This is a genomic window from Pseudomonas mercuritolerans, assembly GCF_025706525.1.
Lineage (GTDB): Bacteria > Pseudomonadota > Gammaproteobacteria > Pseudomonadales > Pseudomonadaceae > Aquipseudomonas > Aquipseudomonas mercuritolerans.
Genome location: NZ_JAMSHA010000003.1, coordinates 638771 through 663689, shown reverse-complemented (window position 1 = coordinate 663689; position 24919 = coordinate 638771). Strand labels below are relative to the sequence as shown.

Genomic DNA, 24919 nt, shown 5'->3' with positions numbered 1-24919 from the left:
GCCCCATTCATTGCCAGAGACTCTCCCATGAGCGAGCCGATTCGTCTGACCCAATACAGCCATGGCGCCGGTTGTGGCTGCAAGATTTCCCCACAGGTGCTGGAAGTGATCCTCGCCGGCAGCGGCGCACAGAACCTCGATCCCAAGCTCTGGGTCGGCAACGCATCGCGTGATGACGCGGCGGTGTATGCGATCGATGCCGAGCGCGGGGTGGTGTCGACCACCGATTTTTTCATGCCGATTGTCGATGACCCGTTCGACTTCGGCCGCATCGCCGCAACCAACGCGATCAGCGACATCTACGCGATGGGCGGCGATCCGTTGATGGCGATCGCGATTCTCGGCTGGCCGGTGAATGTGCTGGCGCCGGAAGTGGCGCGGGAAGTGATTCGTGGTGGTCGCTCGGTGTGTGACGCGGCGGGCATCCCGTTGGCGGGGGGGCATTCGATCGATGCGCCGGAGCCGATCTTCGGCCTCGCCGTCACCGGGCTTGTGGAAAAGCGCCACATGAAACGCAACGACACCGCTACCGCCGGTTGCCTGTTGTACCTGACCAAACCGTTGGGCATCGGCATCCTCACCACTGCGGAAAAGAAGGGCAAGTTGCGCGCCGCCGACGTCGGTGTCGCCCGCGACTGGATGTGCACCCTGAACAAGCCCGGCAGCCGCTTCGGCAAACTCGCCGGCGTCACCGCGATGACCGACGTCACCGGTTTCGGCCTGCTCGGGCACTTGGTGGAAATGGCCGACGGCAGCCAGTTGACCGCGCGCATCGCCTACGACCGCGTGCCGCGTCTGGACAGCATCGAGTACTACCTCGATCAGGGCTGCGTGCCGGGCGGTACGCTGCGCAACTTCGACAGCTATTCGAGCAAGGTTGGCCGCGTGCAGGAGTTGCACAAACGCGTGCTGTGTGATCCGCAAACCAGCGGCGGTCTGCTGATTGCGGTCACGCCTGAAGGCAATGACGAGTTCCTCGGCGTCGCCGCCGAACTGGGCCTGAGCCTTGCGCCGATCGGCGAACTGGTTGAGCGACAGACGAACGCAGTCGAGGTGATTTGATGCTCCGCGACTGCACCGACTACCGCGACATTTTCCTCAACGACCGGCCGATGATGGATGCCCGCGCGCCGGTCGAGTTTCACAAAGGCGCGTTCCCCGGCGTAGTCAATCTGCCGCTGATGAATGATCTGGAACGGCAGAAGATCGGCACCTGCTACAAGCAGCATGGCCAACAGGCGGCGATCGAACTGGGCCACCAGCTGGTGGCCGGCGCGGTCAAGGCCGAGCGCATCCATGCCTGGGCCGAGTTCGCCCGGGCTCATCCCGATGGTTATCTGTACTGTTTTCGCGGTGGCTTGCGCTCGCAGATCACCCAGCAGTGGCTGCGCGACGAGGCGGGCATCGACTATCCGCGTGTCGGCGGCGGCTACAAGGCGATGCGCAGTTTTTTGATCGACACCCTTGAGCAGGCCATCGCGCAGTGTGATTTCGTTTTGCTCGGCGGCATGACCGGCACCGGCAAGACCGAAGTGCTGGTGCAGTTGCGCAACGGTGTGGATCTGGAAGGCCACGCCAATCATCGCGGCTCCAGTTTCGGCAAACGCGCCACCGGGCAGCCGTCGAACATCGATTTCGAGAATCGCCTGGCCATTGACTTCCTGAAGAAGCGCGATGCCGGGATCGAGCAGTTTGTGCTCGAAGACGAGAGCCGTGTGGTCGGCAGTTGCGCCTTGCCGTTGCCGCTGTATCAGGGCATGCAGCAGTACCCGATGGTCTGGCTGGAAGATCGTTTCGAGGATCGTGTCGAGCGGATCCTGCGTGATTACGTCATCGATCTGTCGGCGGAGTTTGCCTCGGTGCACGGTGAAAACGGTTTTGCCTTGTTCTCCGAACGTCTGCTGGAAAGCCTCAACAACGTACAGAAACGCCTCGGCGGTGAGCGCCATTCGCGGATGCTGGTGTTGATGGAGCAGGCGCTGGCAGAGCAGGGCCGCAGCGGCGCGGTGGACCTGCATCGCGGCTGGATCGAGGGTTTGCTGCGTGAGTATTACGACCCGATGTATGTATTCCAGCGCGAGAAGAAGGGCGGGCGGATCGAGTTTGCCGGGGAGCGTCAGGCGGTGATCGAGTATTTGCGCGAGCGGGTGAGCCAGAAGGTTTGAGGCGCAAGCGACTGGCCTCTTCGCGAGCAGGCTCGCTCCCACAGTTGAAATGCGTTCCCCTGTGGGAGCGAGCCTGCTCGCGAAGACGTAAGGTCAGGCGCTGCAAAACTCAGGTCGGGCAAGTGTCCTTGCCGTTATCCAGCCCCTGTTTGTAGATATGGCTCTGCAAACTGGCCTTGCCGTTGTGCCACTTCAGGGTCAGGACATACAGCGAGTCGAAGTCATCGCCGGCCCAGTCATCGGTGATTTTCTGCCGCTCGCCCACTGCGTTGCCAGCGACCTTGTTGATCAGATCCGGCAGATAACCGTGGGACCAGGCGGTGTAGATCGTCGAGTTGTGGTACTTCTCGTTCAGCAGTTCGCGGGCCAGATCGCTGGTGTCGTTGGCGGAGAACTCGATGTTCACCGGCAGGCCAAGCTTGATCGCGGCCGGGCTGATGGTCATCAGCGGACGAATGTAGCTGTAGGAATTGTCCAGCTCGCCTTCCTCGACGTTGCGCGTCGGGTTGGCAGCGAACACGTAGTCGGCCTTGCCGAATTTTTCCGGCAGCAGGGTCGACAGGTCGATGGCGCGGTTCAGGCCCTGGCAGTTGAGCTGGCCGAGGCCGCCTTCGGGTTTCTCCGCGTGGCGCAGGAACACCAGCGTCTGCGTGCCGTCCGCCGGTTGTGCACGGCTTTCACTGGATTCAAGCGAGAGAAACAGCGCGCTGACTGCCAGCAGGGAGGGCAGGGCCACGTACGCGCGATGTTTGAAACGTTTGGCGAAACTCATCAGGTTCGTCATCAATTCGAGGGTTCTTCAGCAAAATCGGTTAAGGCTGACAAACCTTGGCACCGCGGGCTCCCAGCACCGGGTGTTTCCCTGTCGTGAACAGCTTCCTCTGCGAGAAAGGCATAGCTCAGAGTCCTGTAATGCCCGTTTGGTTCGATCCGGGCCAGTGCGCAGCACTCTAACGGCAACCTTTGCGGGCATGCAGGCAGGTTAGCGACAGGATGTTACGGTTCGTGTAGGCGCGGCGGCAGGCCTACTTTATGATCGGTTTTCAATTTGTGACTGGATGCTTCCAATGACCGATCTGTCTGCATTCCCGATTACTCAGAAATGGCCGGCGCAGTACCCGGACTGGATTCAGCTCTACTCCCTGCCGACCCCCAACGGCGTCAAAGTGTCGATCATGCTCGAAGAAATCGGCCTGCCGTACGAGCCGCACCGCGTCGGTTTCGACACCAACGACCAGACCTCGGCGGAATTTCTCTCGCTGAACCCGAACAACAAGATCCCGGCGATCCTCGACCCGCATGGCCCGGAAGACAAACCGCTGCCACTGTTCGAATCCGGCGCGATCCTGATTTATCTGGCCGACAAGAGTGGCCAGTTGCTCGCTCAGGAAGGCGCGCTGCGCTACGAGACCATCCAGTGGCTGATGTGGCAGATGGGCGGCATCGGACCGATGTTCGGCCAGCTCGGTTTCTTCAACAAATTTGCTGGTAAGGATTACGAGGACAAGCGTCCACGCGATCGGTATGTCGAGGAGAGCAAACGCCTGCTGAACGTGCTCAACACTCACCTCGAAGGCCGCGACTGGATCATGGGCGAGCGCTACACCATCGCCGACATCGCCACGTTCCCGTGGGTGCGCAATCTGCTTGGCTTCTATGAGGCCGGGGATCTGGTCGGGATTCAGAATTTCCCCAATGTCACGCGGGTGCTGGAGCGGTTTCTCGCTCGCCCGGCGGTCATTCGTGGCCTGACTATCCCGTCCTGACCCAATACAGTCGCCACTGTGGGAGCGAGCCTGCTCGCGAAAGCGTCGTATCAGACACCATTTTCGTTTCTGACCCAGCGCATTCGCGAGCAGGCTCGCTCCCACAGGGGGAAATGCGCGATCAGCAGCAGGATTATTACAAGCCCGGTAACGCTCTCTTGATTGATCCAGGTTTGTCCCGCACCCGCCGCAAGGCATAAGCTTCGCCCCCTACGACTTTCGTCTCATCCGCTGTTTTCAGGAAAGGCCCCATGTCCAGTCAGTTCCCCGAAGCACGTCCCCGCCGTCTGCGCCGCAATGCGAGCCTGCGCAGTCTGTTCCAGGAAACCGAGTTCAGCCTGAACGATCTGGTCCTGCCGATCTTCGTCGAGGAAGACATCGACGACTTCGTGCCGATCACCAGCATGCCCGGCGTGCAGCGCATTCCCGAGCGCAAACTGGCCAGCGAAATCGAGCGCTATGCCCGTGCCGGCATCAAGTCGGTGATGACCTTTGGCGTGTCCCATCATCTCGATGCCAACGGCAGCGACACCTGGCGCGAAGACGGCCTGGTCTCGCGCATGTCGCGCATCGCCAAGGATGCCGTGCCGGAAATGATCGTGATGTCCGACACCTGCTTCTGCGAATACACCGATCACGGCCATTGCGGCGTGATGCACAACCACGAAGTCGACAACGACCAGACCCTGATCAACCTCGGCAAACAAGCCGTGGCCGCCGCCCGCGCCGGGGCTGACGTGATTGCGCCCTCGGCAGCGATGGACGGCCAGGTTCGCGCGATTCGCCAGGCGCTCGACGCCGCCGGCTTCACGCAGATTCCGATCATGGCCTACTCGACCAAATTCGCCTCGGCGCTGTACGGTCCGTTCCGCGAGGCCGGCGGCAGCGCGCTCAAGGGCGACCGCAAAAGCTATCAGATGAACCCGATGAACCGCCGCGAAGCCCTGCGCGAATCGCTGCTCGATGAGCAGGAAGGTGCCGATGCGCTGATGGTCAAACCGGCCGGCGCCTACCTCGACATCATCCGCGACATTCGCCAGGCCTCGAACCTGCCATTGGCGGCGTATCAGGTCAGCGGCGAGTACGCGATGATCAAGTTCGGCGCCCAGGCCGGGGCGATCGATGAAGATCGCGTGGTCCGCGAAAGCCTTGGCGCAATCAAGCGTGCGGGGGCGGATCTGATCTTCACCTACTTTGCGATGGATCTGGCACTCGCCGGGATCTAAGCCCCATCGCATAACCCCCCTGTGGGAGCTGGCTTGCCAGCGATGAGGCCGGCACGGTCAAAATCAATGTTGACTGAACCACCGCAATCGCTGGCAAGCCAGCTCCCACAGGTTTTTGCAGTGTGCATGATTCAGGCACAGTTGAAGATCGGGCGGATGCCGTGATCGCGGAAGTAGCGTTCGATCACCTTCGGATCGGCACTGTCGTCGGCAATCGCCACATAGGTATCCGGCCGCAACAGATAAAATCCGTTGCGCCCCAAACCCGCCGTCTCAAACGCCGGGCGCCAGTCGAAGAGGTGCAGCGGCAAGTGATGTTCAGCGCACCAGGCGATCATCTCGTCGCTGATGTCGCCGTAGACATGCACCTGCCAGCATGGCTGCCGTAGCGGCTCGAAATTATCCCCTTCGCCATCATGCGCCCACGGCAAGCGGTCGCCGCCGTGCACGTGGCCGGCTTCACCCTGGCTCAGTGGCATGCCGCGATAGTTGAGGGTGACTTGCGAGACCGTGCGAAACAGGAATTCGCGGCTGGCTTCGAACCCGGCCATTTTCGGCAGCAGAAACGGCGCCACACGCATCCGTAGCAGATCGGCCATGCGACCCTGCGCGGTGACGAAACTGAACACCTTGTCGGTGGTGGAGACCAGTCGGCGAGCGAAGGCGATGCGCTCGGATTCGTAGGTGTCGAGCAGCCTCGGCTCGGCGCCACCACTGAGCACGGCAGCGAGTTTCCACGCCAGATTGATTGCATCGCCAATGCCCGTGTTCATGCCCTGGCCACCGGCCGGACTGTGTACATGGGCGGCATCGCCGAGCAGAAACGCCCGGCCGCTGCGAAAGTGCTCGGCCACGCGGTGATGCACGCGGTAAGTGGAGAACCAGTGCACGTCTTCGATGTGCACTTTCAGGTGCTCGATAGCGCGGCTGCTGACGTCGGAAAATTGCAGGGTGTCGGCACGCTCGGCGCGTTCATCACGCACCGTGCCGATCAGCCGCGCACGGCCTTCGCCGGCCAGTGGGAACACCGCGAGAAAGTCCGCTTCGTCCAGATCCAGATGCAGCTCGCCATTCAGTGCCGGGCCGCTGGCCGTGACATCGGCGACGTAGAAAATCTGCTGATAGGTACCGCCAGGGAAGTCGGTGTCGAGGGTTTTGCGCACCACCGAACGGGCGCCGTCGCAACCGGCCAGATAGCAGGCCTGACAGACTTCCTGCCGGCCATCGGGCAGGCGCAGATGGGCGGTGATGGTGTCGCCGGTGTCCGTGAAGCTGTCCAGCGCGGTATTGCGCTCGACGCTGACGCCGTAGTCTTCGAGGCGCTCGAGTAGCAACCGTTCGTGCTCGTCCTGCGGGAAAATCTCGACAAACGCGTAGGGCGTCAGGCCTTCGCCGATGCGCTTGAGGGGCAACTGCGCGACCGGTTTGCCGTTGACCCAGAAATTCGCCGCAGCGACCTGATGGCCGTTGCGCACAATGGTGTCTGCCAGGTCGAGTTGGCGATACAGCTCGAGGGTGCGTGCCTGCACCGCCAGAGCACGGGAAGTGGTGCCGGGCGCCGAGGTCTTGTCGATGATGCGCACGCGCACGCCGAGTTTGCTCAGCCACAGGGCCAGTACCAGCCCGGTCGGGCCGGCGCCGATGATCAGCACGTCGCTGCGATTCATGGGGCTGTCCTCTTGTGGCTGTGCAGCAAGTATGGATCAGCGGGAGAGGGTGGCCAGTGTGGTCGGCCAGACGGAGTAAGGCTGCGTGGTAGTCAGGCGAGTGGGGCTGTTCGGTGTTCGGCTGAAGATGTTCGGTGTTGCCCGAATCGATCCCCCTCACCCCAGCCCTCTCCCCCAAGGGGGCGAGGGGGAAAGGGAGCCGATCTTCAAGCTTTTCAAGATTTGAGTTCGACTCGGAATATCAGGTCGGCTTCAATTGTCGAAGCAACCCGATCAGTCCCCTCTCCCTCTGGGAGAGGGTTAGGGTGAGGGGCTTTTGATCTTTCCGGCGCTTAGAAGTCGATCGTCCCCGACAACTTCGCCACTCGCGGTTCGCCCTGGGTCAGGTAGCCGCCCTGAGCCGATTCCCAGTACTTCTTGTTCGCCACGTTCTCGACGCCGAACCGCACGGTCACGTCCTTCTCCGACACCTTGAACGCATAGCGTGCGCCCGCGTCGAAGCGGTTCCAGGTTGGCAGGCTGAGGTTGTTCGCTGCGTCGGCGTATTGCCCGCCGGTGCGCAGCATCCGCGCGTTCAGCGCAACGCCTTGCAGGCCCGGCACGTCCCAATCCACGCCAGCGTTGAACTGGAAGGTCGGCACGCCGATGGCGTGGTTACCGTCGTTGGCGCCGTTGAGGGTGTTTTTCAGTTCGGTATCCATCAGGGTCAGGCCGCTGATCAGGCGCAGGCCGTCGATCGGCTCGCCGAACACGTTCATCTCCACGCCTTTGTTGATCTGCTCGCCTTCGCGCACGTAGGTGCAAGTGGTGGCGCTGTTGATTTCGCAGTAGCCGTCGCTTGGCTGTTCGATGCGATAAACGCCCAGGCTCGCGCCGTAGGTGCCCATGTCGACTTTCACGCCCAGTTCGGTCTGCTTGGAGCGTTTCGGTGCGTAGACTTCGTTGCCGTTGGTCACGCGGAAACCGCCGGAGCTGGTCGGCGAAGTCGGCCCTTGGGCCAGGCCTTCGATATGGTTGGCGTAGAACGACACATGCTCCCACGGCTTGAACACGATGCCGTACACCGGCGTGGTGATCGATTCGTCGTAGCTCGACGAACGCGGGCCGCTGCCGTAGCTGGCGTAGCTGTAACCCTGCACCACCAGTTGCTGACGACGCAGACCGGCGGTGACCAGCAGGCGATCATCGAAGAAACCGAGGGTGTCGGAAATTGCCACGCTGCGGTTGAAGGTCTTGCCGACGATGCCCGGATCGTTGAGATCGCCGCCAGAGAAATTGCCGACCGGTGCCGGAGGAGTGATCGGATGGTAAATATTGTTCGAGTAGCGGGTCAGGTCGAAGTCATAAGCACTGCGCTGCTCGGCCCAGATCCCGGTCAGGCCGAAATTCAGCTTGTGGCTGACCGGGCCGGTGTTGAACTTGCCGTTGAGACCGGCCATGACGCTGGTGTTGTCCTCGTCATGCGGGACGAACGAGCCAGTGGTGAACGACGCGCCGCTGTTGCCGACCAGTGTGGTCGAGTTGTACCGGCCGACTTCACGGGTGTGCTTGGCGCCACCGGCGGCGTAGGCGGTCCAGTTGTCGTTGAGGTCGTATTCGGCGCGGAGCATGCCGAAGGTGTCTTCGATGTCGGTGTAACCCCATTTCGGCGCGTAGTTGGTGTCCGCCGATGGCGCGTCCGGGATGTGCGTGGCGGTGCCGAGGTTGACCGAGCTGCGGCCACCGTTGACGCGTTCCTTCTGATAGGCAAAGTCACCGGACACCCGCAGCGCATCGCCGCGATAATCCAGGCCGATGGCGAACAGTTTCGAGCGCTGGTTCTCGTGATCGATGCCGGTGTCGCCTTCGCGCTGCGACAGGTTGACCCGCGCGCCGAAGCGGTTGTCTTCACCGAAACGCTGGCCGATGTCGAAGTGATGACCGATGCGGCCTTCGCTGTTGATGTCGGTGGTGTAACTGCGCAGCGGCACGTCGCCGGCGCGCTTGGGTTGCAGGTTGACGCCGCCGCCGATGCCGGAACCGGTCGGGGTCACGCCGTTGATGAAAGCGTTGGGGCCCTTGAACACTTCCACGCGCTCCAGCGCATCGGTGGAAATGATCTGCCGGGGCAATACGCCGTAGAGGCCGTTATAGGAAATGTCGTCGCCATTGAGCGGCAGGCCGCGAATCATGAAGACCTGCGCCTGGTTGGAGAAGCCCGAGGCCTGGCGCACGGAAGAATCGTTGAGCAGCACGTCGGCGACGTTTTCCGCCTGCTGATCCTGGATCAATTGCTCGGTGTAGGACGCTGCGCTGAACGGCACGTCCATCATGTCCTGATTGCCGAGCACGCCCAACTGGCCGCCGCGCGCGACCTGACCGCCAGAGTAGACCGGGGGCAGGGCGTTGGGTGTCGGGGCCTGGGCATTGACGTTGACGTCGTCGAGCACCAGCGCTTTGCTGTTGTCTTCAGCGGCGTGGGCGGTGACGGTCAGGGAGCACAGCAGAGCAAGCAAAGTCGGGCGAAATGGAGCGCCGAGTCGAGCAGAAGCGGGCATGTCGGATACCTGGAGGCGAACGGCCAAAGAAAAAATAAGGGCGGCGCGGAACTCCTTGCGCTAATGCGACTCCAGGCGCGAATGATAGGGTTTCGCAGTAACGTTTTGCAATCAGTTTGTCATCCGTAGGAGCTGCCGAAGGCTGCGATCTTTTGATCTTGATCTTGATCTGATCTGCAATAAGCAAGATCAAAAGATCGCAGCCTGCGGCAGCTCCTACGGGGGTTGTGTATGGTGTTGTGGCTAATTTGATTGGATGGAGCAACATGCGATTACTCATTACTCTCGGCGCTTTGCTGCTGCTCGCCGGTTGCGCCAGCCAGCGCAGCAACGAACCGGCGCCGCGTCCGCCGGCTGAAGTGAAGGCGGAAATCGTTCGGCTGTTGCCGGCGAAAACTGCCGACCGTCAGGGCTGGGCCACGGACATCTACGCCGCGTTCGCCGCACAGGGCATCAACACCACCACGCAGAATCTGTGTTCGGTACTGGCCGTGGCCGAGCAGGAGTCCACTTTCCAGGCCGACCCTACAGTGCCCGGCCTGGGCAAGATCGCCCGCGACGAAATCGACCGCCGCGCCGCCAAGGTGCACATCCCCAGCCTGCTGGTCAGCGGCGCTCTGCAAGTGCGCTCGCCCAACGGCAAGAGCTACAGCGAACGCCTGAACGCTGCGCGCAGTGAAAAAGAGCTGAGCGCGATTTTCGACGATTTCATTGGCATGGTGCCGATGGGTCGCACGTTGTTCGGCGGGTTCAACCCGGTGCACACCGGCGGGCCGATGCAGGTCAGCATCGAATTCGCCGAGGAGCACGCCAAGGATTACCCGTACCCGGTGGACGGCACGATTCGTCGTGAAGTGTTCAGCAGGCGCGGCGGCATGTATTTCGGCATCGCCCATTTGCTCGGTTATCCGGTGAGTTACCGTGAGCCGTTGTATCGTTTCGCCGATTTCAACGCCGGCTGGTACGCCAGCCGCAATGCCGCGTTTCAGAATGCGGTCAGCCGCGCTTCCGGCATCCCGCTGACCCTGGACGGCGACCTGATTCGCTACGACTCGATCATGCCCGGCAGTACCGAACTGGCGGTGCGCACCCTCGGCAAGTCGCTGGGCATGCGCAACCCGACGATTCGCGATCAATTGGAGAAAGGCAAAACCCTGGAATTCGAAGAGACCAAACTCTATCAGCGCGTGTTCGAACTGGCGGAGCGGGCCGAAGGCAAGGCGTTACCGCGTGCGGTATTGCCGGGAATTGTGCTGCAAAGTCCGAAGATCACCCGCAAACTCACCACAGCCTGGTTCGCCAAGCGCGTGGACGAGCGCTACAAGCGCTGCATGGCCAAGGCCGGATAAAACACGCAGACATAAAAAACCCGGCTGCGGGAGCCGGGTTTCTCTGCGGTGTTGCGCTTGCAGTCATGCATCAGGCAACACGGCGTTCGATCAGACGATCAGAACCACCTTCGGCAACACGGCGCTCGATCAGACGATCCGAACCACCTTCAGCAACGCGGCGCTCGATCAGACGATCCGAACCACCTTCAGCAACGCGGCGTTCGATCAGACGATCCGAGCCACCTTCGGCAACACGGCGTTCGATCAGACGATCAGAACCACCTTCGGCAACACGGCGTTCGATCAGACGATCCGAACCACCTTCAGCAACACGGCGTTCGATCAGACGATCCGAACCACCTTCAGCCAGACGGCTTTCGATCAGTTTGTCCGAGCCTCCTTCGGCGATCATGGTGTGCGCCGGGGTGGCGGCGAAAGCGTTAACTGCGAAAACCGAGAAAGCAATGCTGAGAAGAGTCTGGCGTTTCATGATGGTGTGCTCCGGGGTGTTGTTGGTTGGTATGGAGCTGATGTTACGCCCGGAATTTTTTATGAGAACTTCATTGCCGTGATGGTGAACATCGACGTCGATGATGGTTGCGGACAACCGCGTAGCAGAGCCTCAGAGCACCTTCACCGCACGCCCGATCGCCTGAATCGGCCCGGTCGGTTTGCCGATCGGTGAGCCATTGGCGCCTTCCAGCGTCAGCTCAAACAGCTGGTTCGGTTGCAATGGCGGCAGTTTGTCCAGCGGCACCGACAATGCCTGCCCCGGCTTGACCAAGCCCAACGACACCGGCCCCGACCAGCCGTCAGCCTTGGTCCAGAACTCCAGCGCCTTGTCCGCCGGCACCTCGACCACTCCTAACGGAATCAACTGGATCTCGCGCGCATTGCTCGCCTGAATCACCCATCCCGGCGCCTTGTCCTGCGGCGCCACCAGCACCACCAGATAACTCGGTTTCGGCGCAGTCTGCGTCAGCAGCATCGTGCCGAGGATCAATGTCGCCGCCAGCCCGGCCGCGCTCAAGCCGCGCCACAGCGGCAGCAGATTCCACCACGAGGTTAGCGGTTTCTTCACCGCCAGCCGTTCGAGACTGCGTTCGATACGCGGCCATAACTGCGCCGAGGGTTGCTGAGGTTCGGCCAGATCGGTCAGCTCCAGCAGACGCCGCTCCCAGGCATCCACCGCTGCACGCAGTTCGGGATCGTTCGGCAGGCGCCGTTCCACCTCGATGCGCTGCTCGAACGACAAGGTGCCGAGTACGTATTCGCCGGCCAGTTCATCCCGTTCCTGCGCTGATTCGCCGGTCATCCCATGCACTCCCGCAAAGCATTGAGGCTGCGCTTGATCCACGCTTTGACCGTGCCCAGCGGCGTGTCGAGGCGTGCGGAAATCTGCGCGTGGCTGTAACCGTCGACGTAGGCGTGGAGGATGCAGCTGCGCCGCTGCGGTTCCAGTTGCTCGAGGCAGCGATGAATGCGTGCCGAGTGAACATCGACCGCCTCATCAGGCGCCGCTGCCTCATGTTCTTCGCTGAACGGCGTTTCCCGACTTTGCTTGCGCAGCTGATTCAACGCCAGGTGCCGGGTCACGCTGAACATCCAGCCCCGCGCCGAACCCCGCGCCGGGTCGAACCCGGCCGCGCCGTGCCAGATCTTGATGAACGCCTCATGCACAATGTCCTCCGCCAGCGCCGTATCGCGCACCAGCCGCTTGGCCACGCCGAGCAGGCGCGGGCCTTCCTGCACATACAAATCGCGCAAAGCCAAACGCTCGCCCCGGGCACAGGCAGCGAGGCGGGCTTCGTAATCGAAAACGGATTCGGGTAAAGGCATGGGGTGCAATCTAGCTCACATTTCCCAAACATCCAGACGCATTGTTCCCTGTGGGAGCGAGCCTGCTCGCGAATGCGGTGGGTCAGAAAGTAATAAGGCGACTGACACTCCGTCTTCGCGAGCAGGCTCGCTCCCACAGGATTGTGCACTGCTTCCGAATATCAGTTCGCCGCCCAGAAAATATAATCCGCCTGGTACTTCACCACTTCCTGCTTGCCCTTGTTCGCCATGGTGCACTCACTGCCCGGCGCGACGCCGCCCTTGAGCGCGACGCGCTGGATGTAGCTGACCCCGGTCATCGCGCCTTTGCCCTCGGCCGGATTGGCCTTGACCAGTTGATAGGGCAGGTTGCCCGGGCTCGACGGTGCCACGGCGAGTTGTGTGCCGGTGACTTTCGAACCGTCCTTGGCTTGCCACGTCGCTGGCGGGCCGAAATAAGTGCCGACCTGTTTGCCGCTGCGATCATTGAGCACCGCTTTCGGGCCGACAAAGGTCCATTCGGTCTGCCCGGCCACATTGGGCTTGTCGCGGCATTCGTAGGTGATCTCGCCAACCCCGGTGGTCTCCAGGGCAATCTTGTGCCCGTCCGGCACCTTGATCGCGTCGGGATAACTGCTCTGGGCGAAGGTGGTCGCGGTGAAAGCGAGCAAACCGGTGAAGCCAATCAGCTGGGTGATGTTCATCCGATGATTCTCCGAAAAGGGTAGGGCGCTGACAGCACCAGAGTGGGCTGTTACAGGGACTACCCGTGGCGGAGGCGATTGGATGCAGTGCCGGAAAAATAAATTTCAAACACCACCGATCAAACCTGTGGGAGCGAGCCTGCTCCGGGCGGCGTTCCGACGAAAGCGTCGGTTCAGTCAGCTCTTATGTGACTGACGCACCGCATTCGCGAGCAGGCTCGCTCCCACAAGGCTCTCTATAAGGCTTGAGGCCCGAGGCTTTCAGTAACTCTTGGGTTTACGGATGTTTCGGCGCAGCGAAAATCTCCCGCGACGAGCCTTGTTCAATCACCTTGCCATCCTTGATCACCATCAAGTCATGCGCCAGCGCATGCACCACCGCCAGGTCATGGCTGATGAACAGATAGGTCAGCCCATGCCTGATCTGCAACTGGCGCAACAATTCCACCACTTGCTTCTGCACCGTGCGATCCAGCGCCGACGTCGGTTCGTCGAGCAGGATCAGCGCCGGTTCCAGCACCAGTGCGCGGGCGATGGAGATGCGCTGGCGCTGGCCGCCGGAAAACTCGTGGGGGTAACGATGGCGGCTCTGCGGATCGAGGCCGACCTCCTCGAGCACGCGAATCACCGCTGCCTCGCGCTCGGCCTCGCTGCCGATGCCGTGGGTCAGCAAGCCTTCGGCGATGATCTGCTGCACCGACATGCGCGGGCTGAGGCTGCCGAACGGGTCCTGAAACACCACCTGAATCTGCCGGCGCAACGGGCGCATCAGGCGCTGATTGAGCAGGCTCAACTGCTTGTTGCCGAAACGGATATTGCCCTCTGATTCGACCAGTCGCAGGATCGCCTGACCCAGCGTCGACTTGCCCGAACCCGACTCGCCGACGATGCCCAACGTCTTGCCGCGTTGCAGGGTGAAACTGACCCCGTCCACCGCTTTGATGTAATCCTGCTGGCGGCTGAAGAGTTTTTTCGGCAGGGGAAACCACACCTTCAAATCATCGACTTCCAGCAGGTTGTGCTCGTACTCACTGGGCACTGGCGCGCCGCTCGGTTCAGCCTCGATCAACAAGCGGCTGTAAGGATGTTGCGGCGCTTGGAACAGCGTCTCGCAATCGGCCTGTTCAACGATCTCGCCTTGACGCATAACGCACACGCGCTGAGCGATCCGGCGCACCAGATTGAGGTCGTGGCTGATCAGCAACAGCGACATGCCGAGGCGCTGCTGCAGTTCGATCAGCAGTTCAAGAATCTTCTGCTGTACGGTCACGTCCAGCGCTGTGGTCGGTTCGTCGGCAATCAACAATTCCGGCTCGTTGGCCAGCGCCATGGCGATCATCACCCGTTGCCGCTGACCACCGGAAAGCTGATGCGGATAGGCTTTCAAACGCTGCGACGGCTGGCGAATACCCACCAGCTCGAGCAGCTCCAGAGTCCGCGTGCGGGCGGCGCGGCCCTTGAGGCCCTTGTGGATTTCCAGCACTTCGCTGATCTGTTTTTCCACCGTGTGCAGCGGGTTCAGCGAGGTCATCGGCTCCTGGAAAATCATCGCAATGCGATTGCCGCGCAGACCACGCATCTGCTGTTCGCTGGCGTGCAGCAAATCCACGCCGTTGTAGCGAATCGCGCCGCTGCTGCTGACGTTCTTGCCCGGCAACAGACGCAGAATCGAATGCGCCGTCACCGACTTGCCCGAGCCGGATTCACCGACCAGCGCCAGACACTCGCCACGGCGGATATCCAGGTTCACACCGTGCACCACTTCCTGCCCCGCGAAGGCGACGCGCAGGTCGCGGATCTCGATTAAATGGTCTTGCATGTCAGCTCCTCGGATCAAAGGCATCTCGGCACGCTTCACCGATGAAAACCAGCAAAGACAGGATCAGCGCCAGGGCAAAAAACGCTGTCAGCCCCAGCCACGGTGCCTGCAGATTGCGTTTGGCCTGGCCGATCAGTTCACCCAGCGACGCGGTGCCGGCGGGCATGCCAAAGCCGAGAAAATCCAGCGCGGTCAGGGTGGCGATGGCGCCGGTGAGAATGAACGGCAGGTAGGTGAGGGTGGAAGTCATGGCGTTGGGCAGAATGTGCCGGCGCATCAGTTCGCTGTCGGTCAGGCCCAGCGCGCGCGCGGCTTTGACGTATTCGAGATTGCGCCCACGGAGGAACTCGGCGCGCACCACGTCGACCAGCGCCAGCCAGGAAAACAGCGCCATGATCCCCAGCAACCACCAGAAACTCGGCGAGACGAAGCCGGACAGAATGATCAGCAGATACAGCACCGGCAGCCCCGACCAGATTTCCAGGACGCGCTGCCCGAGCAAGTCGACCCAGCCGCCGTAGTAGCCCTGCATTGCCCCGGCGACAATGCCGATCAACGCGCTGATGGCGGTGAGGATCAGCGCAAACAGAATTGAAATCCGCGTGCCGAAAATCACCCGCGCCAGAACATCGCGAGCCTGATCGTCGGTGCCCAGCCAATTGCTCGATGACGGCGGGCTGGGCGCCGGTTCGGTGAGGTCGTAGTTGACCGTGTCGTAGCTGAACGGGATCGGCGGAAACAGCATCCAGCCGCCCTGATCCTCGATCAGTTTGTGTACGTAACTGCTGGCGTAATCCGGTTGAAACGGCAGCTCGCCGCCGAAATCGGTTTCCAGATAATCGCTGAGGATCGGAAAGTAAAAGGCGTCGTGGTAGCGGATCACCAGCGGCTTGTCGTTGGCGATCAACTCGCCACCGAGGCAGATCAGGCACAGGCCGACAAACAGCCACAGTGACCAGCGCCCACGGCGGTTGGCCTTGAATTGCGCGACGCGGCGCTGGCCCAGAGGCGACAGTGTGAACATCAGGCAGTCCTCGCCGAGAAATCGATGCGCGGGTCGAGCAGGGTGTAGCAGAGGTCGCCAATCAGCTTGATCAGCAGGCCGAACAGGGTGAACAGAAACAGCGCGCCGAACACCACCGGATAGTCACGCGACACCGCCGCTTCGTAGCTCATGCGCCCGAGGCCGTCGAGGTTGAAGATGGTTTCGATCAGCAGGGAACCGGCGAAAAACACTTCGATCAGTGCCGACGGCACGCCGGCCACCACCAGCAGCATGGCGTTGCGAAACACGTGGCCGTACAGCACGCGCCGCTCTGTCAGGCCCTTGGCTCGTGCGGTGATCACGTACTGCCGGCTGATCTCGTTGAGAAAGCTGTTCTTGGTCAGGATCGTCAGCGTGGCAAAGCCGCCGATCACCAGCGCCGTGACCGGCAGCACCAGGTGCCAGAGGTAGTCGCCGACCTTGCCCAATGTGCTGAGGCTGTCGAAGTTGTCCGACACCAGTCCCTGCACCGGAAACCAGTTGACGTAGCTGCCCCCGGCGAACACCACGATCAACAGAATGGCGAAGAGAAACGCCGGCATCGCATAACCGACGATGATCGCCGTGCTGCTCCAGACATCGAAGGCGCTGCCGTTCCTGATTGCCTTGCGAATGCCCAGCGGGATTGAAATCAGGTAGGTGATCAGCGTCGCCCACAAGCCCAGCGACAACGACACCGGCAGCTTTTGCACGATCAGGTCGGTGACCTTGGCGCCGCGAAAGAAGCTGTTGCCCAGATCCAGTTGTGCGTAGTTTTTCAGCAGCAGCCACAGGCGTTGGTGCAGCGGTTTGTCGAAGCCGTAATGGTGTTTGATTTCCTCGATCAGCGCCGGGTCCAGCCCACGGCTGCTGCGCCCGGCACCGCCGACCGCGGCGACTTCGCCGCCACCGCCCATGCTGTGCCCGCCAAAGCCTTGCAGGCGGGCGATGGCTTGTTCCACCGGGCCGCCGGGTGCGGCCTGCACGATAAGAAAATTCACCACCAGAATGCACAACAGCGTGGGGATGATCAGCAGCAATCGGCGACTCAGATAACGCAGCATGTCACTGGCCTCCCGCAAGCTGAGCGCTCATCTGCTGAGTCGTCAGCGGCCTGGCCGAGACTTCCCACCAGGTGTTGAGGCCTTCGTCATACGAAGGTTGCACGGCGGGCATGCCGAAGCGGTTCTGATACACCGTCGGCGTGCCTTTGGAGTAGTAGTTGGGAATCATGTAGTAACCCCATTGCAGCACCCGGTCGAGGGCGCGGGCGTAATGCACCATGGCTTCGCGGTTGTTGGCCTGGACCAGCCCGTCGAGCAGTTGATCGACCGCCGGATCGGCCAGCACCATCGCGTTCGAGCTGCCGACTTGCGTGGCACTTTGCGAGCCGTACAGGCTGTACAATTCGCGGCCTGGTGAGACGATCGGATCGCCACTGCGCGGGAAAGCGCAGACGATCATGTCGTAATCGCGGGCGTTGAGACGGTTGATGTATTGCGCTGAATCGATGCGGCGCAGATTGAGCGTGATGCCGATCTGCGCGAGGGTGCGTTTGAACGGCAGCAGCATGCGATCGAAGCCGCCCTGACCATCGAGAAAGGTGAATTCCAGCGGCTCGCCGGCGGCGTTGACCAGACGATTGTTTTTCGCCGTCCAACCGGCTTCGGCGAGCAGTTTCAGCGCTTGCAATTGCTTGTCGCGGATGTAGCCGCTGCCATCGGTTTTCGGCGCTTCATAGACCGTGGTGAACACCTCGTCAGGAACCTTGCCGCGCAACGGTTCGAGGATCTTCAATTCCTCGGCATCGGGCAGGGTGCTGGCGGCCATTTCACTTTTGGGCCAGAAGCTGTTCTGACGCACGTAGAAGCCGCGCATCATCTGTTTGTTGGTCCACTCGAAATCCCAGAGCAGGCTGATCGCCTGACGCACGCGGCGATCCTTGAAGAACGGGTTTTGCAGGTTGAACACAAAACCTTGGGCGGCGGTGGGTTTGTGCGGCGCCAGAATGGCTTTTTGCAAGCGCCCGTCGCGCAGGGCCGGGCTGTCGTAGCCAACCACGTAACCCGAGGAAGAAAACTCGCGGTTGTAGTCGAACGCACCGGCCTGCAGCAGTTGGCGAGCGACGTCGGTGTCGCCGTAGAAATTCACCGTCAGGCTGTCGAAGTTGTACATGCCGCGACTGACCGGCAGGTCCTTGCCCCACCAGTCCGGGTCACGCTGGAAACTGATGCCGCGCCCGGCGTCGACCTTGCTCACCCGGTACGGGCCGCTGCCCAGCGGTGGCTCGAAGCCGCCGCCATTGGCGAAGTCGCGGGTTTTCCACCAGTGCTCGGGCAGCACGCGCAGCGTCGCCAGATCCAGTGCAAGGGTGCGATTGAGGTTGTTCTTGAAGGTGAAGCGCACCTGCCGTGGACCTTCGACCAGCACGTCTTGCACGTCGGCATATTGCTGGCGATAACTCAGGCTGCCCTTGGTCATCAGCAGGTTGAAGGTGTAGCGCACGTCTTCGGCGGTGATGGGCGTGCCGTCGGCGAAGCGTGCCTTGGGGTTGAGGGTGAAGCGCACCCACAAACCCTCCGGATCGCGCTCGATCTGCTGCGCGACCAGAGCGTAAACCGTGTAGGGCTCATCCAGCGAACGAAACGCCAATGGCGAATACACCCAGTCATTGACCTGCACCACCGAAATGCCCTGATCGGCATACGGCGTGATGTAGTTGTACTGACCGATCTCCATCGACGCACGGCTGAGCGAACCGCCCTTGGGCGCGTCGGGGTTAACAAAATCGAAATGCTTGAAGCCGGCCGGATACTTCGGCGCCTCGCCATACACCGTCAGCGCGTGACTGCCGCCGGCCAGTGCCGAAGTGCCAGTGCACAGCAGCGCACTGCCCAGCAGCAGGCCAGCCATGTTGCGCAAAAAACTCATGAAGTCACCCTTGAAATCCCTGAAGGAACCCGGACCCCCGGTGGGAGCGAGCCCTTGTGGCGAGGGGATTTATCCCCGATCGGCTGCGCAGCAGTCGCAAGATCAATGCATGCGGTACTTCCGATGCTCCGCGTCGGCAGGTCTTGGGGGCGCTTCGCACCCCATCGGGGATAAATCCCCTCACCACAAAGGCTCGCTCCCACAGAGGGATGCGTTTTATCTCGGGTCAGAAGTGATACGTCATGCGCGCAAACAATGTCCGGCCCAGCGGGTCGGTGTAGCGCGGGTCATAGCCGCTCTGGAAGTTGTAGGCCTGGTTGGAGAACGGCGGGTTGCGGTCGAACACGTTCTTCATCCCGGCATCAACGTCGAGCACTTTGTTGAAGGTGTAACCGGCCGACAGGTCCCACACCGAATACGACGCCACCCTTGCGTGGGTCTCGCGGTCGTAATCGTTGTAACCGGTGGTGAAGCGGTTGGTCAGCGCTGCTCGCGCCGCACCGAGGCTCCAACTGCCGGTGAGGTTGTGCTTCCAGCGCGCAATCACGCCGTCACCCTGAAAATCGCCGACCTTGTCGGTGAACGGGCCTTTGATGGTGCTCTGGAAGTCGTACTCGTCGACATAGGTGCCTTGCAGGCCGAGACCAAACTGACCGTACGGCGTGTTCGGAAAGCGATAGTCGAGCGACACATCGACACCATTGGTTTCGACGATGCCGAGGTTGGCGTTGCCGGTAACGATGTAGTTGAGCGTGCCGTCGGCGTTGCGCACGAAGCGGTCCGGGTAGGAGCCGGCCTGATCGAACACGGTGGATTCCGGGAACGGCTGGATCTGGTTGGAGATGTGAATCCACCAGAAATCCAGACCCACCGACAGATTGCTGATCGGTTGGTAGACGAAGCCCAAGGTGACGTTGCGCGCCTTCTCCGGGGCCAGATCCTCGTTGCCGCCAATCTGGTTGAGGAATTGCTGACCGCAATCGCGCCCGCCGTTACCGCCCGGTTGCACCACACCGCCGGTACACAGCACCGGATCGTTGTAGAAACCCTGGGTGAAGGTGATGCTGCGCGGCGAATACAGTTCATACAGCGAAGGCGCGCGGAAACCTTCGCTGTAGGCGCCACGCACCACCAGCTCTTTGAGCGGCTGATAACGGAACGAATATTTCGGGTTGGTGGTGCTGCCGAAGTCGCTGTATTTGTCGTGGCGCACAGCGGCGGACAATTCAAGGCTGTCGAGCACCGGCACGTTGAGTTCGGCATAGGCGGCCTTGACGCTGCGATCACCTTCGACGCTACCGGCCGGATCGATGCCGAGGCTCTGGATGTCGCCGGCGAACGACTCGAAGTCCTGATGGAATTTCTCCTTGCGGTACTCGCCGCCCAGCGCCAGACCGGACGGACCTGCGCCGAACCAGTCGCCGATTTCACGGCTGACCCGGCCATCGAAACCGGCAACGCGGCCCACGGCGGTGGAGTAAGCGCCGTGGTACGCGGCGGCATCGATGTACTGCTGGCCGGCAGCGGTCTGCGGGCCGAACGGGTTGAGCAGACCGCTGGCCAGCCCGTCAATCATCGCCTGATCGCTGACATAGCCACTGGTGACGCTGGAGACGATTTTGTTCTGGTTGTACGAGGCGCCGACGTTGTAATCCCAACCACCCACCAGGCCGTCGAAGCTCAGCAGAAAGCGTTGGCTGGTGTTCTGGTCTTTCGATTCACGCGGGCCGGCAGCGGTTTCACGCCAGTTCACATCGACCGGCTGCGTCGGGTCTAGGGCGAAATCGGTCGGCGCCGGGGTGATGCCGTTGCCGGGGTAGTACGGCGAGGAAGAATCCAGACTCAGGCCGGTCAGTGGCGCCGGGCCGACGGCGACGGCGTTGTTGTTGCGCGACCAGAAATATTCAAGGTTGGCGTTGTGATCATCGCCGAGCTTGGCAGTGGTCTTGCCGAAGAACGAGGTCTTCTCGGTTTGCGGCACCAGGTCGATGAATTCACGGGTGCTGAAGCGGCACAAGCCGTCGCGGGCGATCAGGTTGGGGCCGTTGCAATTGCTGTTGGCCAACGGGTTGGTGGCGTTGCCGTTCTGGCTGTAGTTGCCGGGGAACGCGGTGCCGGAGGTCTGATCGAGACCGCGACCGGGCGCGTAGTCGGTGGCGAAGGAGCGGTCGTTGGCGTCGAGGTTCTGCTGCTTGTTGTAGTTGAACACGCCGAGGACGTTGAAGCGGTCTTCTTCCAGATCGCCGTAGCCCCAACTGGCGCTCATGTCCTTGGTCGCGCCGCCACCGCTGTGGGTCGGCGTTTCGCCACCGAGGGTCAACGCGCCGTCGGTAAGGGATTTCTTGGTGATGAAGTTGATCACACCGCCGATGGCGTCGGTGCCGTACAGGGCCGAGGCGCCGTCGCGCAGCACTTCCACGCGTTCGATGGCGGCAAACGGGATCATGTTCAGGTCCACCGCGCCGCCGGCCGAGTTGGTCCCCGACAGGGCATTGTTGGCCAGGCGTCGACCGTTGAGCAGCACCAGCGTCTTGTTCGCGCCGATGCCGCGCATGTCGGCAAACGACGCACCACCCGTTGCCGCGCCGACGGAGCCGGCGCTGTTGTTGATCGACTGGCTGCCGGTGATGCGCTGCACCAGTTCGGCGGTGGTGGTCACGCCCTGTTTGCGCAGCTCCTCAGCCTTGAGAATGGTGATCGGCACCGCCGTTTCTGCATCGACCCGGCGAATCGCCGAACCGGTCACTTCGACCCGTTGCAGTTGCGTGGTCGGCGCCGCCACGACAGCGGCTGCCGGCGTGGCGCTGCTGTCGTCCTCGGCCGCTTGCACGGTCCCGGCGCCCATCCCCATGGCCACCAGATACAGCGGAACGAAACGGTGGCGAGACATGGTTGCCACCAAAGGTTTGAGCGTGAAGCGTGGAGTGTTCATCAGCATGGTTGTTTCCGATTTTCAGACGTTATCGAATTGGCCTTGTGAGCCGCTCATTGCTCCGCTTCCGGTGATACCGCGCGCGGAAAACCACTTTCTTCAAGCAAGCCGATCCCCTCCGAAGACGCGTAGCGTTTTTTCGGTCGGCCGGGTGCGACGGGATTTCTTTTTCAGCGGTGCCGGGCGGATGCTTTCAACAGCCGCCCGGCACCGTCATCAGTGGGTGGTCATCACCGAAATCTTGCTGATGCCGGAGCGTTCGATCGATGCCATGGCCTTGGCCACCTGGCCGTAATTGACGGCGGCATCGGCCTGCAATTGCACACGGACTTCGGCGTCTTTGGCCTTGACCTCCTTGAGGCTGGCCTCGAGGGATTCCGGGGCCAGTTCGGTCTTGGCCAGATAGAACTTGCCGTCCTGATCGACGCTGACCACCACCGGGTCTTTCTTTTCGGCAGGGGCGACGGCGTCGGTTTTCGGCAGGTTGACCTTGATCGCGTTGGTCATCAGCGGCGCGGTGACAATGAACACCACCAGCAGCACGAGCATCACGTCGACCAGCGGCGTGACGTTCATTTCGCTGAGCACTTCATCGCTGTCTTGAGTGGAGAAGGACATCAGCTGGCCTCCCGCACGGCGTTGGTGCTTCTGCTGGCAATGGCCTGGCGGCTGATGGAAAACGCACTGCGCGAGGCGAGGGCGTCGAAGTCGTGGGCGAAGTCGTCCATGTCCGCCGAGGCGAGTTTCAGCCGACGCAGGAAGAAGTTGTAGATCAGCACCGCCGGCACCGCGACGGCGATGCCCACGCCCGTAGCGATCAGCGCGTGGCCGATAGGCCCGGCGACCGCTTCAAGGCTGGCCGAGCCGGTTTCGCCAATGCTTTGCAGGGCTTCCATGATTCCCCACACGGTGCCGAACAGGCCAATGAACGGCGCGGTGCTGCCGATACTGGCGAGGATCGCCTGGCCGTTTTCCAGCGAGCGACGTTCTTTCTGGATCTGCTGGCGCAGGTTGCGTTCCAGGCGATCGGAGCGGTTGATGGTGTGCGCCAGTTGTTGCGTGGTGCGCGGCGACTCTTCGACCAGCAGGGCTTCGAAACCGCTGCTGGCGATGCGCGCCAGCGAGCCTGGATACTGGCTGGCGTGTTCGGCGGCGGTGAGCAGGTCCGGCGCGCTCCAGAAGGCTTTGGTGAACTGTTTGTTCTGCGCTTTCTGGCGCAGGTACTGGGCCGACTTGACCAGCAGGATCGCCCAACTGACCACGGAAAACAGCACCAGGCCCCAGAGCACACCGGGGACAATCATCGAAGACAGTGAATCGTTCATGGCTACACCTCGCTTGCGTTAATCAGTAATGAGTCGGTTGCGCCGTCATTGCGGCAATTTGAAATCGATGGTCTGGGTGGCGAAGCCGTCGATCGGCGTGTCGCCGCGCTTGGCCGGAATGAACTTCCAGTTCTTCACCGCCGCGACGGCCGCCTCGTCCAGTTGCGGCTTGCCGCTGGACTTGGTCACCGTCACGCTGCCAGCACGGCCGTTGGCCAGCACCTGAATGCGCAGCACCACGCTGCCTTCCCAATTGCGGCGCAGCGCCAGCGACGGGTATTCCGGCGGCGGGTTGCCGAGGCTGGCCAGGCCGGAAATCGCTGCCGATTCCTTGACCGGAGCGGGCGCAGCAGGTGGTGCCGGTGGTGCGCTCGGTGTCGTCGGCGCCGCAGGTGCGGACGGTTGCGCCGGGGCGGGCGGCGCTTTCGGTGGCTCGACTTTTTTCGCCGGTTTTGGCTTTTCCACCGGTTTCGGTTTTTCGATTGGCTTGGGCTTCTCCACCGGTTTGGGCGGCGGCTTGACCGCGTCCTCGTCTTCCACCGGCTGCTCGGGTTCCGGCGGCGGAGGAGGCGGGGGCGGTGGAGGTGGTTCCGGTGTGGGTGGGGCCGGAGGCGTCGGGCTGGTCAGCTCGACGGTCATTTCCGGGATTTCCGGCGGCGTCGGCAGTGGCTCAGGACGCGCCTGATGGAAGAACCACCACGCGCCGCCGTGTATCAGCGCCGACACGGCGATCAGCAAGAGCATCTGTGGTTTGTTCAACCCGCCGGGTCGTGACGTATTGGCTGTAAACGCCGGCCTGCCCATTGCCGGCGAGACCGGCGCTTGCTGCAACGGCCCCGGCAGGGTTTTGTGCTTTACCGCATCGTTCATTAAAGCTCCCTCGGGTCAGATGAAGGGCAATAAGGTGCCGTCCGAACATATGGCTGATGTTCGAGTGAGTGGGGGCAACTTTCTTCAAGGTGTACGCGGGCCGATAGTTGGACTATCTGTTTAAACGGCCTCGAACAAACTTAATGGCTTAGTAGCATCTATATCGATTGTTCATTATCCATTCCGTGGCTTGTTGTTGTGTGGAGACGCGAGCTGTCTCAGGTTTGTTACAGTTTGCAACAGGTGTGCCAGATGTTGCTGAAACCGGTTGAATGCATATCTTCGGTGTTGCTGATGTCGCATTTATATAAGTTTCAAATTCGCCCACTGTTTATTCGGCGCGAAGCGGTCCTCAAGTCCTCGCAGAAGGGCTTTTTCAGGTGCGAGTCAGAGGGAGCGCTGTACCACGCCAATCGGCGGGATAGAGCGGCTGCTCGGTGATCAGGCTTAGCACCTATCGGTGCGTAGCGAATCGATTTGGTGCAGGTCAGTCATTCAGCGGTTCACAGGACATGTTCCTTATTTTGATTCTGGAGTATTGGTTAACTGCATCACATTCGGGCGTGCGCTTTTGGTGCAATTTCAATGACGGAAAGTCATTGTTCGACAATCTTGTTGTTGTGCCTTTTATTAATTGCCGTATTTAAAAAATAAATAACACTTGGCGCCCGGCGATCGCTCTATCGCCAGGCACGCAAAGTGTGCATTGGGTTTCAGGTAATAAAGGAGAAACGCGCCAGGCTGAATAGGCTCGGCTGAACTTGGGGCTGGATTTGCGAGTGAGTGGGGTATGTCGTACGGCGG

General features: G+C 61.5%; 19 protein-coding genes and 1 pseudogene. 5 read left to right on the top strand and 15 right to left on the bottom strand.

Going from position 1 to position 24919, the window contains the following annotated elements; all coding sequences use genetic code 11:
• Positions 1–27: 27 nt before the first annotated feature.
• Together selD and mnmH are read left to right on the top strand one after the other, a co-directional pair.
• Positions 28–1062, top strand: coding sequence for a selenide, water dikinase SelD (gene selD / locus ND528_RS11515; RefSeq protein WP_130909700.1), 1035 nt, complete (start codon positions 28–30; stop codon positions 1060–1062).
• Positions 1062–2165: a tRNA 2-selenouridine(34) synthase MnmH gene (gene mnmH, locus ND528_RS11510; RefSeq protein ID WP_263470347.1), complete on the top strand. Its 1104-nt coding sequence runs from the start codon at positions 1062–1064 to the stop codon at positions 2163–2165. Before selD ends, mnmH begins: the two co-directional genes overlap by 1 nt.
• A 109-nt stretch (positions 2166–2274) precedes the next feature.
• Here mnmH and ND528_RS11505 read toward each other — a convergent pair whose 3' ends face one another.
• Positions 2275–2949 carry a histidine phosphatase family protein gene (locus ND528_RS11505; RefSeq protein WP_263470346.1) on the bottom strand — a complete coding sequence of 225 codons (675 nt, stop codon included), beginning with the start codon at positions 2947–2949 and terminating at the stop codon, positions 2275–2277.
• Between the two features lie 283 nt (positions 2950–3232).
• Between ND528_RS11505 and ND528_RS11500 the strand changes: the two genes are divergently transcribed.
• Positions 3233–3931, top strand: coding sequence for a glutathione binding-like protein (locus tag ND528_RS11500; protein ID WP_263470345.1), 699 nt, complete (start codon positions 3233–3235; stop codon positions 3929–3931).
• A 251-nt stretch (positions 3932–4182) separates the two neighbouring features.
• Entirely contained in the window at positions 4183–5157 is a 975-nt protein-coding gene (gene hemB, locus ND528_RS11495) for a porphobilinogen synthase (RefSeq protein ID WP_016775388.1), read from the top strand.
• A gap of 131 nt (positions 5158–5288) precedes the next feature.
• Here the strand turns inward: hemB and ND528_RS11490 are convergent, their stop codons facing one another.
• Both ND528_RS11490 and ND528_RS11485 read right to left on the bottom strand, forming a co-directional pair.
• Positions 5289–6824, bottom strand: a complete 1536-nt coding sequence (locus ND528_RS11490) for an FAD-dependent oxidoreductase (protein WP_263470344.1) — start codon at positions 6822–6824, stop codon at positions 5289–5291.
• 332 nt (positions 6825–7156) lie between these two features.
• Positions 7157–9361 carry a TonB-dependent receptor gene (locus ND528_RS11485; protein ID WP_263470343.1) on the bottom strand — a complete coding sequence of 735 codons (2205 nt, stop codon included), beginning with the start codon at positions 9359–9361 and terminating at the stop codon, positions 7157–7159.
• A 266-nt stretch (positions 9362–9627) separates the two neighbouring features.
• On the opposite strand from ND528_RS11485, the gene ND528_RS11480 reads away from it, so the two are divergent.
• Positions 9628–10710 carry a DUF1615 domain-containing protein gene (locus tag ND528_RS11480; RefSeq protein WP_130909704.1) on the top strand — a complete coding sequence of 361 codons (1083 nt, stop codon included), beginning with the start codon at positions 9628–9630 and terminating at the stop codon, positions 10708–10710.
• Between the two features lie 70 nt (positions 10711–10780).
• Here the strand turns inward: ND528_RS11480 and ND528_RS11475 are convergent, their stop codons facing one another.
• The 12 genes and pseudogenes from ND528_RS11475 to ND528_RS11420 form a co-directional block, all read right to left on the bottom strand.
• Positions 10781–11182: a hypothetical protein gene (locus ND528_RS11475; RefSeq protein ID WP_125918125.1), complete on the bottom strand. Its 402-nt coding sequence runs from the start codon at positions 11180–11182 to the stop codon at positions 10781–10783.
• Between the two features lie 132 nt (positions 11183–11314).
• Positions 11315–12007, bottom strand: coding sequence for an anti-sigma factor (locus ND528_RS11470; protein ID WP_263470342.1), 693 nt, complete (start codon positions 12005–12007; stop codon positions 11315–11317).
• On the bottom strand, positions 12004–12531 hold the full coding sequence (locus ND528_RS11465; protein ID WP_130910341.1) for a sigma-70 family RNA polymerase sigma factor: 528 nt from the start codon (positions 12529–12531) through the stop codon (positions 12004–12006). The genes ND528_RS11470 and ND528_RS11465 overlap by 4 nt, the downstream gene beginning before the upstream one ends.
• Positions 12532–12692: 161 nt before the next feature.
• A complete protein-coding gene (locus ND528_RS11460; RefSeq protein ID WP_130910342.1) occupies positions 12693–13214 on the bottom strand; it encodes a DUF3455 domain-containing protein in 522 nt (173 codons plus the stop codon).
• A 280-nt stretch (positions 13215–13494) separates the two neighbouring features.
• Positions 13495–15033 (bottom strand): annotated as a pseudogene (locus ND528_RS11455) (ABC transporter ATP-binding protein); the annotation flags it as partial.
• A gap of 1 nt (position 15034) precedes the next feature.
• The gene (locus ND528_RS11450; RefSeq protein ID WP_130910344.1) at positions 15035–16057 is read right to left on the bottom strand and encodes an ABC transporter permease; all 1023 of its coding nucleotides are present in this window, start codon (positions 16055–16057) and stop codon (positions 15035–15037) included.
• Entirely contained in the window at positions 16057–17121 is a 1065-nt protein-coding gene (locus ND528_RS11445) for a microcin C ABC transporter permease YejB (RefSeq protein ID WP_217852010.1), read from the bottom strand. Before ND528_RS11445 ends, ND528_RS11450 begins: the two co-directional genes overlap by 1 nt.
• Before the next feature lies 1 nt (position 17122).
• Positions 17123–18988 carry an extracellular solute-binding protein gene (locus ND528_RS11440; RefSeq protein WP_263470340.1) on the bottom strand — a complete coding sequence of 622 codons (1866 nt, stop codon included), beginning with the start codon at positions 18986–18988 and terminating at the stop codon, positions 17123–17125.
• 226 nt (positions 18989–19214) lie between these two features.
• The gene (locus ND528_RS11435; protein ID WP_263470339.1) at positions 19215–21926 is read right to left on the bottom strand and encodes a TonB-dependent receptor; all 2712 of its coding nucleotides are present in this window, start codon (positions 21924–21926) and stop codon (positions 19215–19217) included.
• Between the two features lie 210 nt (positions 21927–22136).
• Positions 22137–22538 (bottom strand): ExbD/TolR family protein, encoded by a 402-nt coding sequence (locus tag ND528_RS11430; protein ID WP_016775377.1) that lies wholly within the window; start codon positions 22536–22538, stop codon positions 22137–22139.
• Positions 22538–23245 carry a MotA/TolQ/ExbB proton channel family protein gene (locus ND528_RS11425; RefSeq protein WP_212616725.1) on the bottom strand — a complete coding sequence of 236 codons (708 nt, stop codon included), beginning with the start codon at positions 23243–23245 and terminating at the stop codon, positions 22538–22540. The genes ND528_RS11430 and ND528_RS11425 overlap by 1 nt, the downstream gene beginning before the upstream one ends.
• A gap of 45 nt (positions 23246–23290) precedes the next feature.
• Entirely contained in the window at positions 23291–24115 is an 825-nt protein-coding gene (locus ND528_RS11420; protein ID WP_212616724.1) for an energy transducer TonB, read from the bottom strand.
• Between the last annotated feature and the right edge of the window lie 804 nt (positions 24116–24919).

Coding starts and splice junctions, on each gene's coding strand:
- ND528_RS11445 (WP_217852010.1), bottom strand. CDS start 17,121: ATGCTGCGTTATCTGAGTCGCCGATTGCTGCTGATCATCCCCACGCTG.
- ND528_RS11460 (WP_130910342.1), bottom strand. CDS start 13,214: ATGAACATCACCCAGCTGATTGGCTTCACCGGTTTGCTCGCTTTCACC.
- ND528_RS11420 (WP_212616724.1), bottom strand. CDS start 24,115: ATGAACGATGCGGTAAAGCACAAAACCCTGCCGGGGCCGTTGCAGCAA.
- ND528_RS11430 (WP_016775377.1), bottom strand. CDS start 22,538: ATGTCCTTCTCCACTCAAGACAGCGATGAAGTGCTCAGCGAAATGAAC.
- ND528_RS11490 (WP_263470344.1), bottom strand. CDS start 6,824: ATGAATCGCAGCGACGTGCTGATCATCGGCGCCGGCCCGACCGGGCTG.
- ND528_RS11465 (WP_130910341.1), bottom strand. CDS start 12,531: ATGCCTTTACCCGAATCCGTTTTCGATTACGAAGCCCGCCTCGCTGCC.
- ND528_RS11485 (WP_263470343.1), bottom strand. CDS start 9,361: ATGCCCGCTTCTGCTCGACTCGGCGCTCCATTTCGCCCGACTTTGCTT.
- ND528_RS11475 (WP_125918125.1), bottom strand. CDS start 11,182: ATGAAACGCCAGACTCTTCTCAGCATTGCTTTCTCGGTTTTCGCAGTT.
- ND528_RS11450 (WP_130910344.1), bottom strand. CDS start 16,057: ATGTTCACACTGTCGCCTCTGGGCCAGCGCCGCGTCGCGCAATTCAAG.
- ND528_RS11480 (WP_130909704.1), top strand. CDS start 9,628: ATGCGATTACTCATTACTCTCGGCGCTTTGCTGCTGCTCGCCGGTTGC.
- mnmH (WP_263470347.1), top strand. CDS start 1,062: ATGCTCCGCGACTGCACCGACTACCGCGACATTTTCCTCAACGACCGG.
- ND528_RS11505 (WP_263470346.1), bottom strand. CDS start 2,949: ATGACGAACCTGATGAGTTTCGCCAAACGTTTCAAACATCGCGCGTAC.
- ND528_RS11470 (WP_263470342.1), bottom strand. CDS start 12,007: ATGACCGGCGAATCAGCGCAGGAACGGGATGAACTGGCCGGCGAATAC.
- ND528_RS11500 (WP_263470345.1), top strand. CDS start 3,233: ATGACCGATCTGTCTGCATTCCCGATTACTCAGAAATGGCCGGCGCAG.
- ND528_RS11435 (WP_263470339.1), bottom strand. CDS start 21,926: ATGCTGATGAACACTCCACGCTTCACGCTCAAACCTTTGGTGGCAACC.
- selD (WP_130909700.1), top strand. CDS start 28: ATGAGCGAGCCGATTCGTCTGACCCAATACAGCCATGGCGCCGGTTGT.
- ND528_RS11440 (WP_263470340.1), bottom strand. CDS start 18,988: ATGAGTTTTTTGCGCAACATGGCTGGCCTGCTGCTGGGCAGTGCGCTG.
- hemB (WP_016775388.1), top strand. CDS start 4,183: ATGTCCAGTCAGTTCCCCGAAGCACGTCCCCGCCGTCTGCGCCGCAAT.
- ND528_RS11425 (WP_212616725.1), bottom strand. CDS start 23,245: ATGAACGATTCACTGTCTTCGATGATTGTCCCCGGTGTGCTCTGGGGC.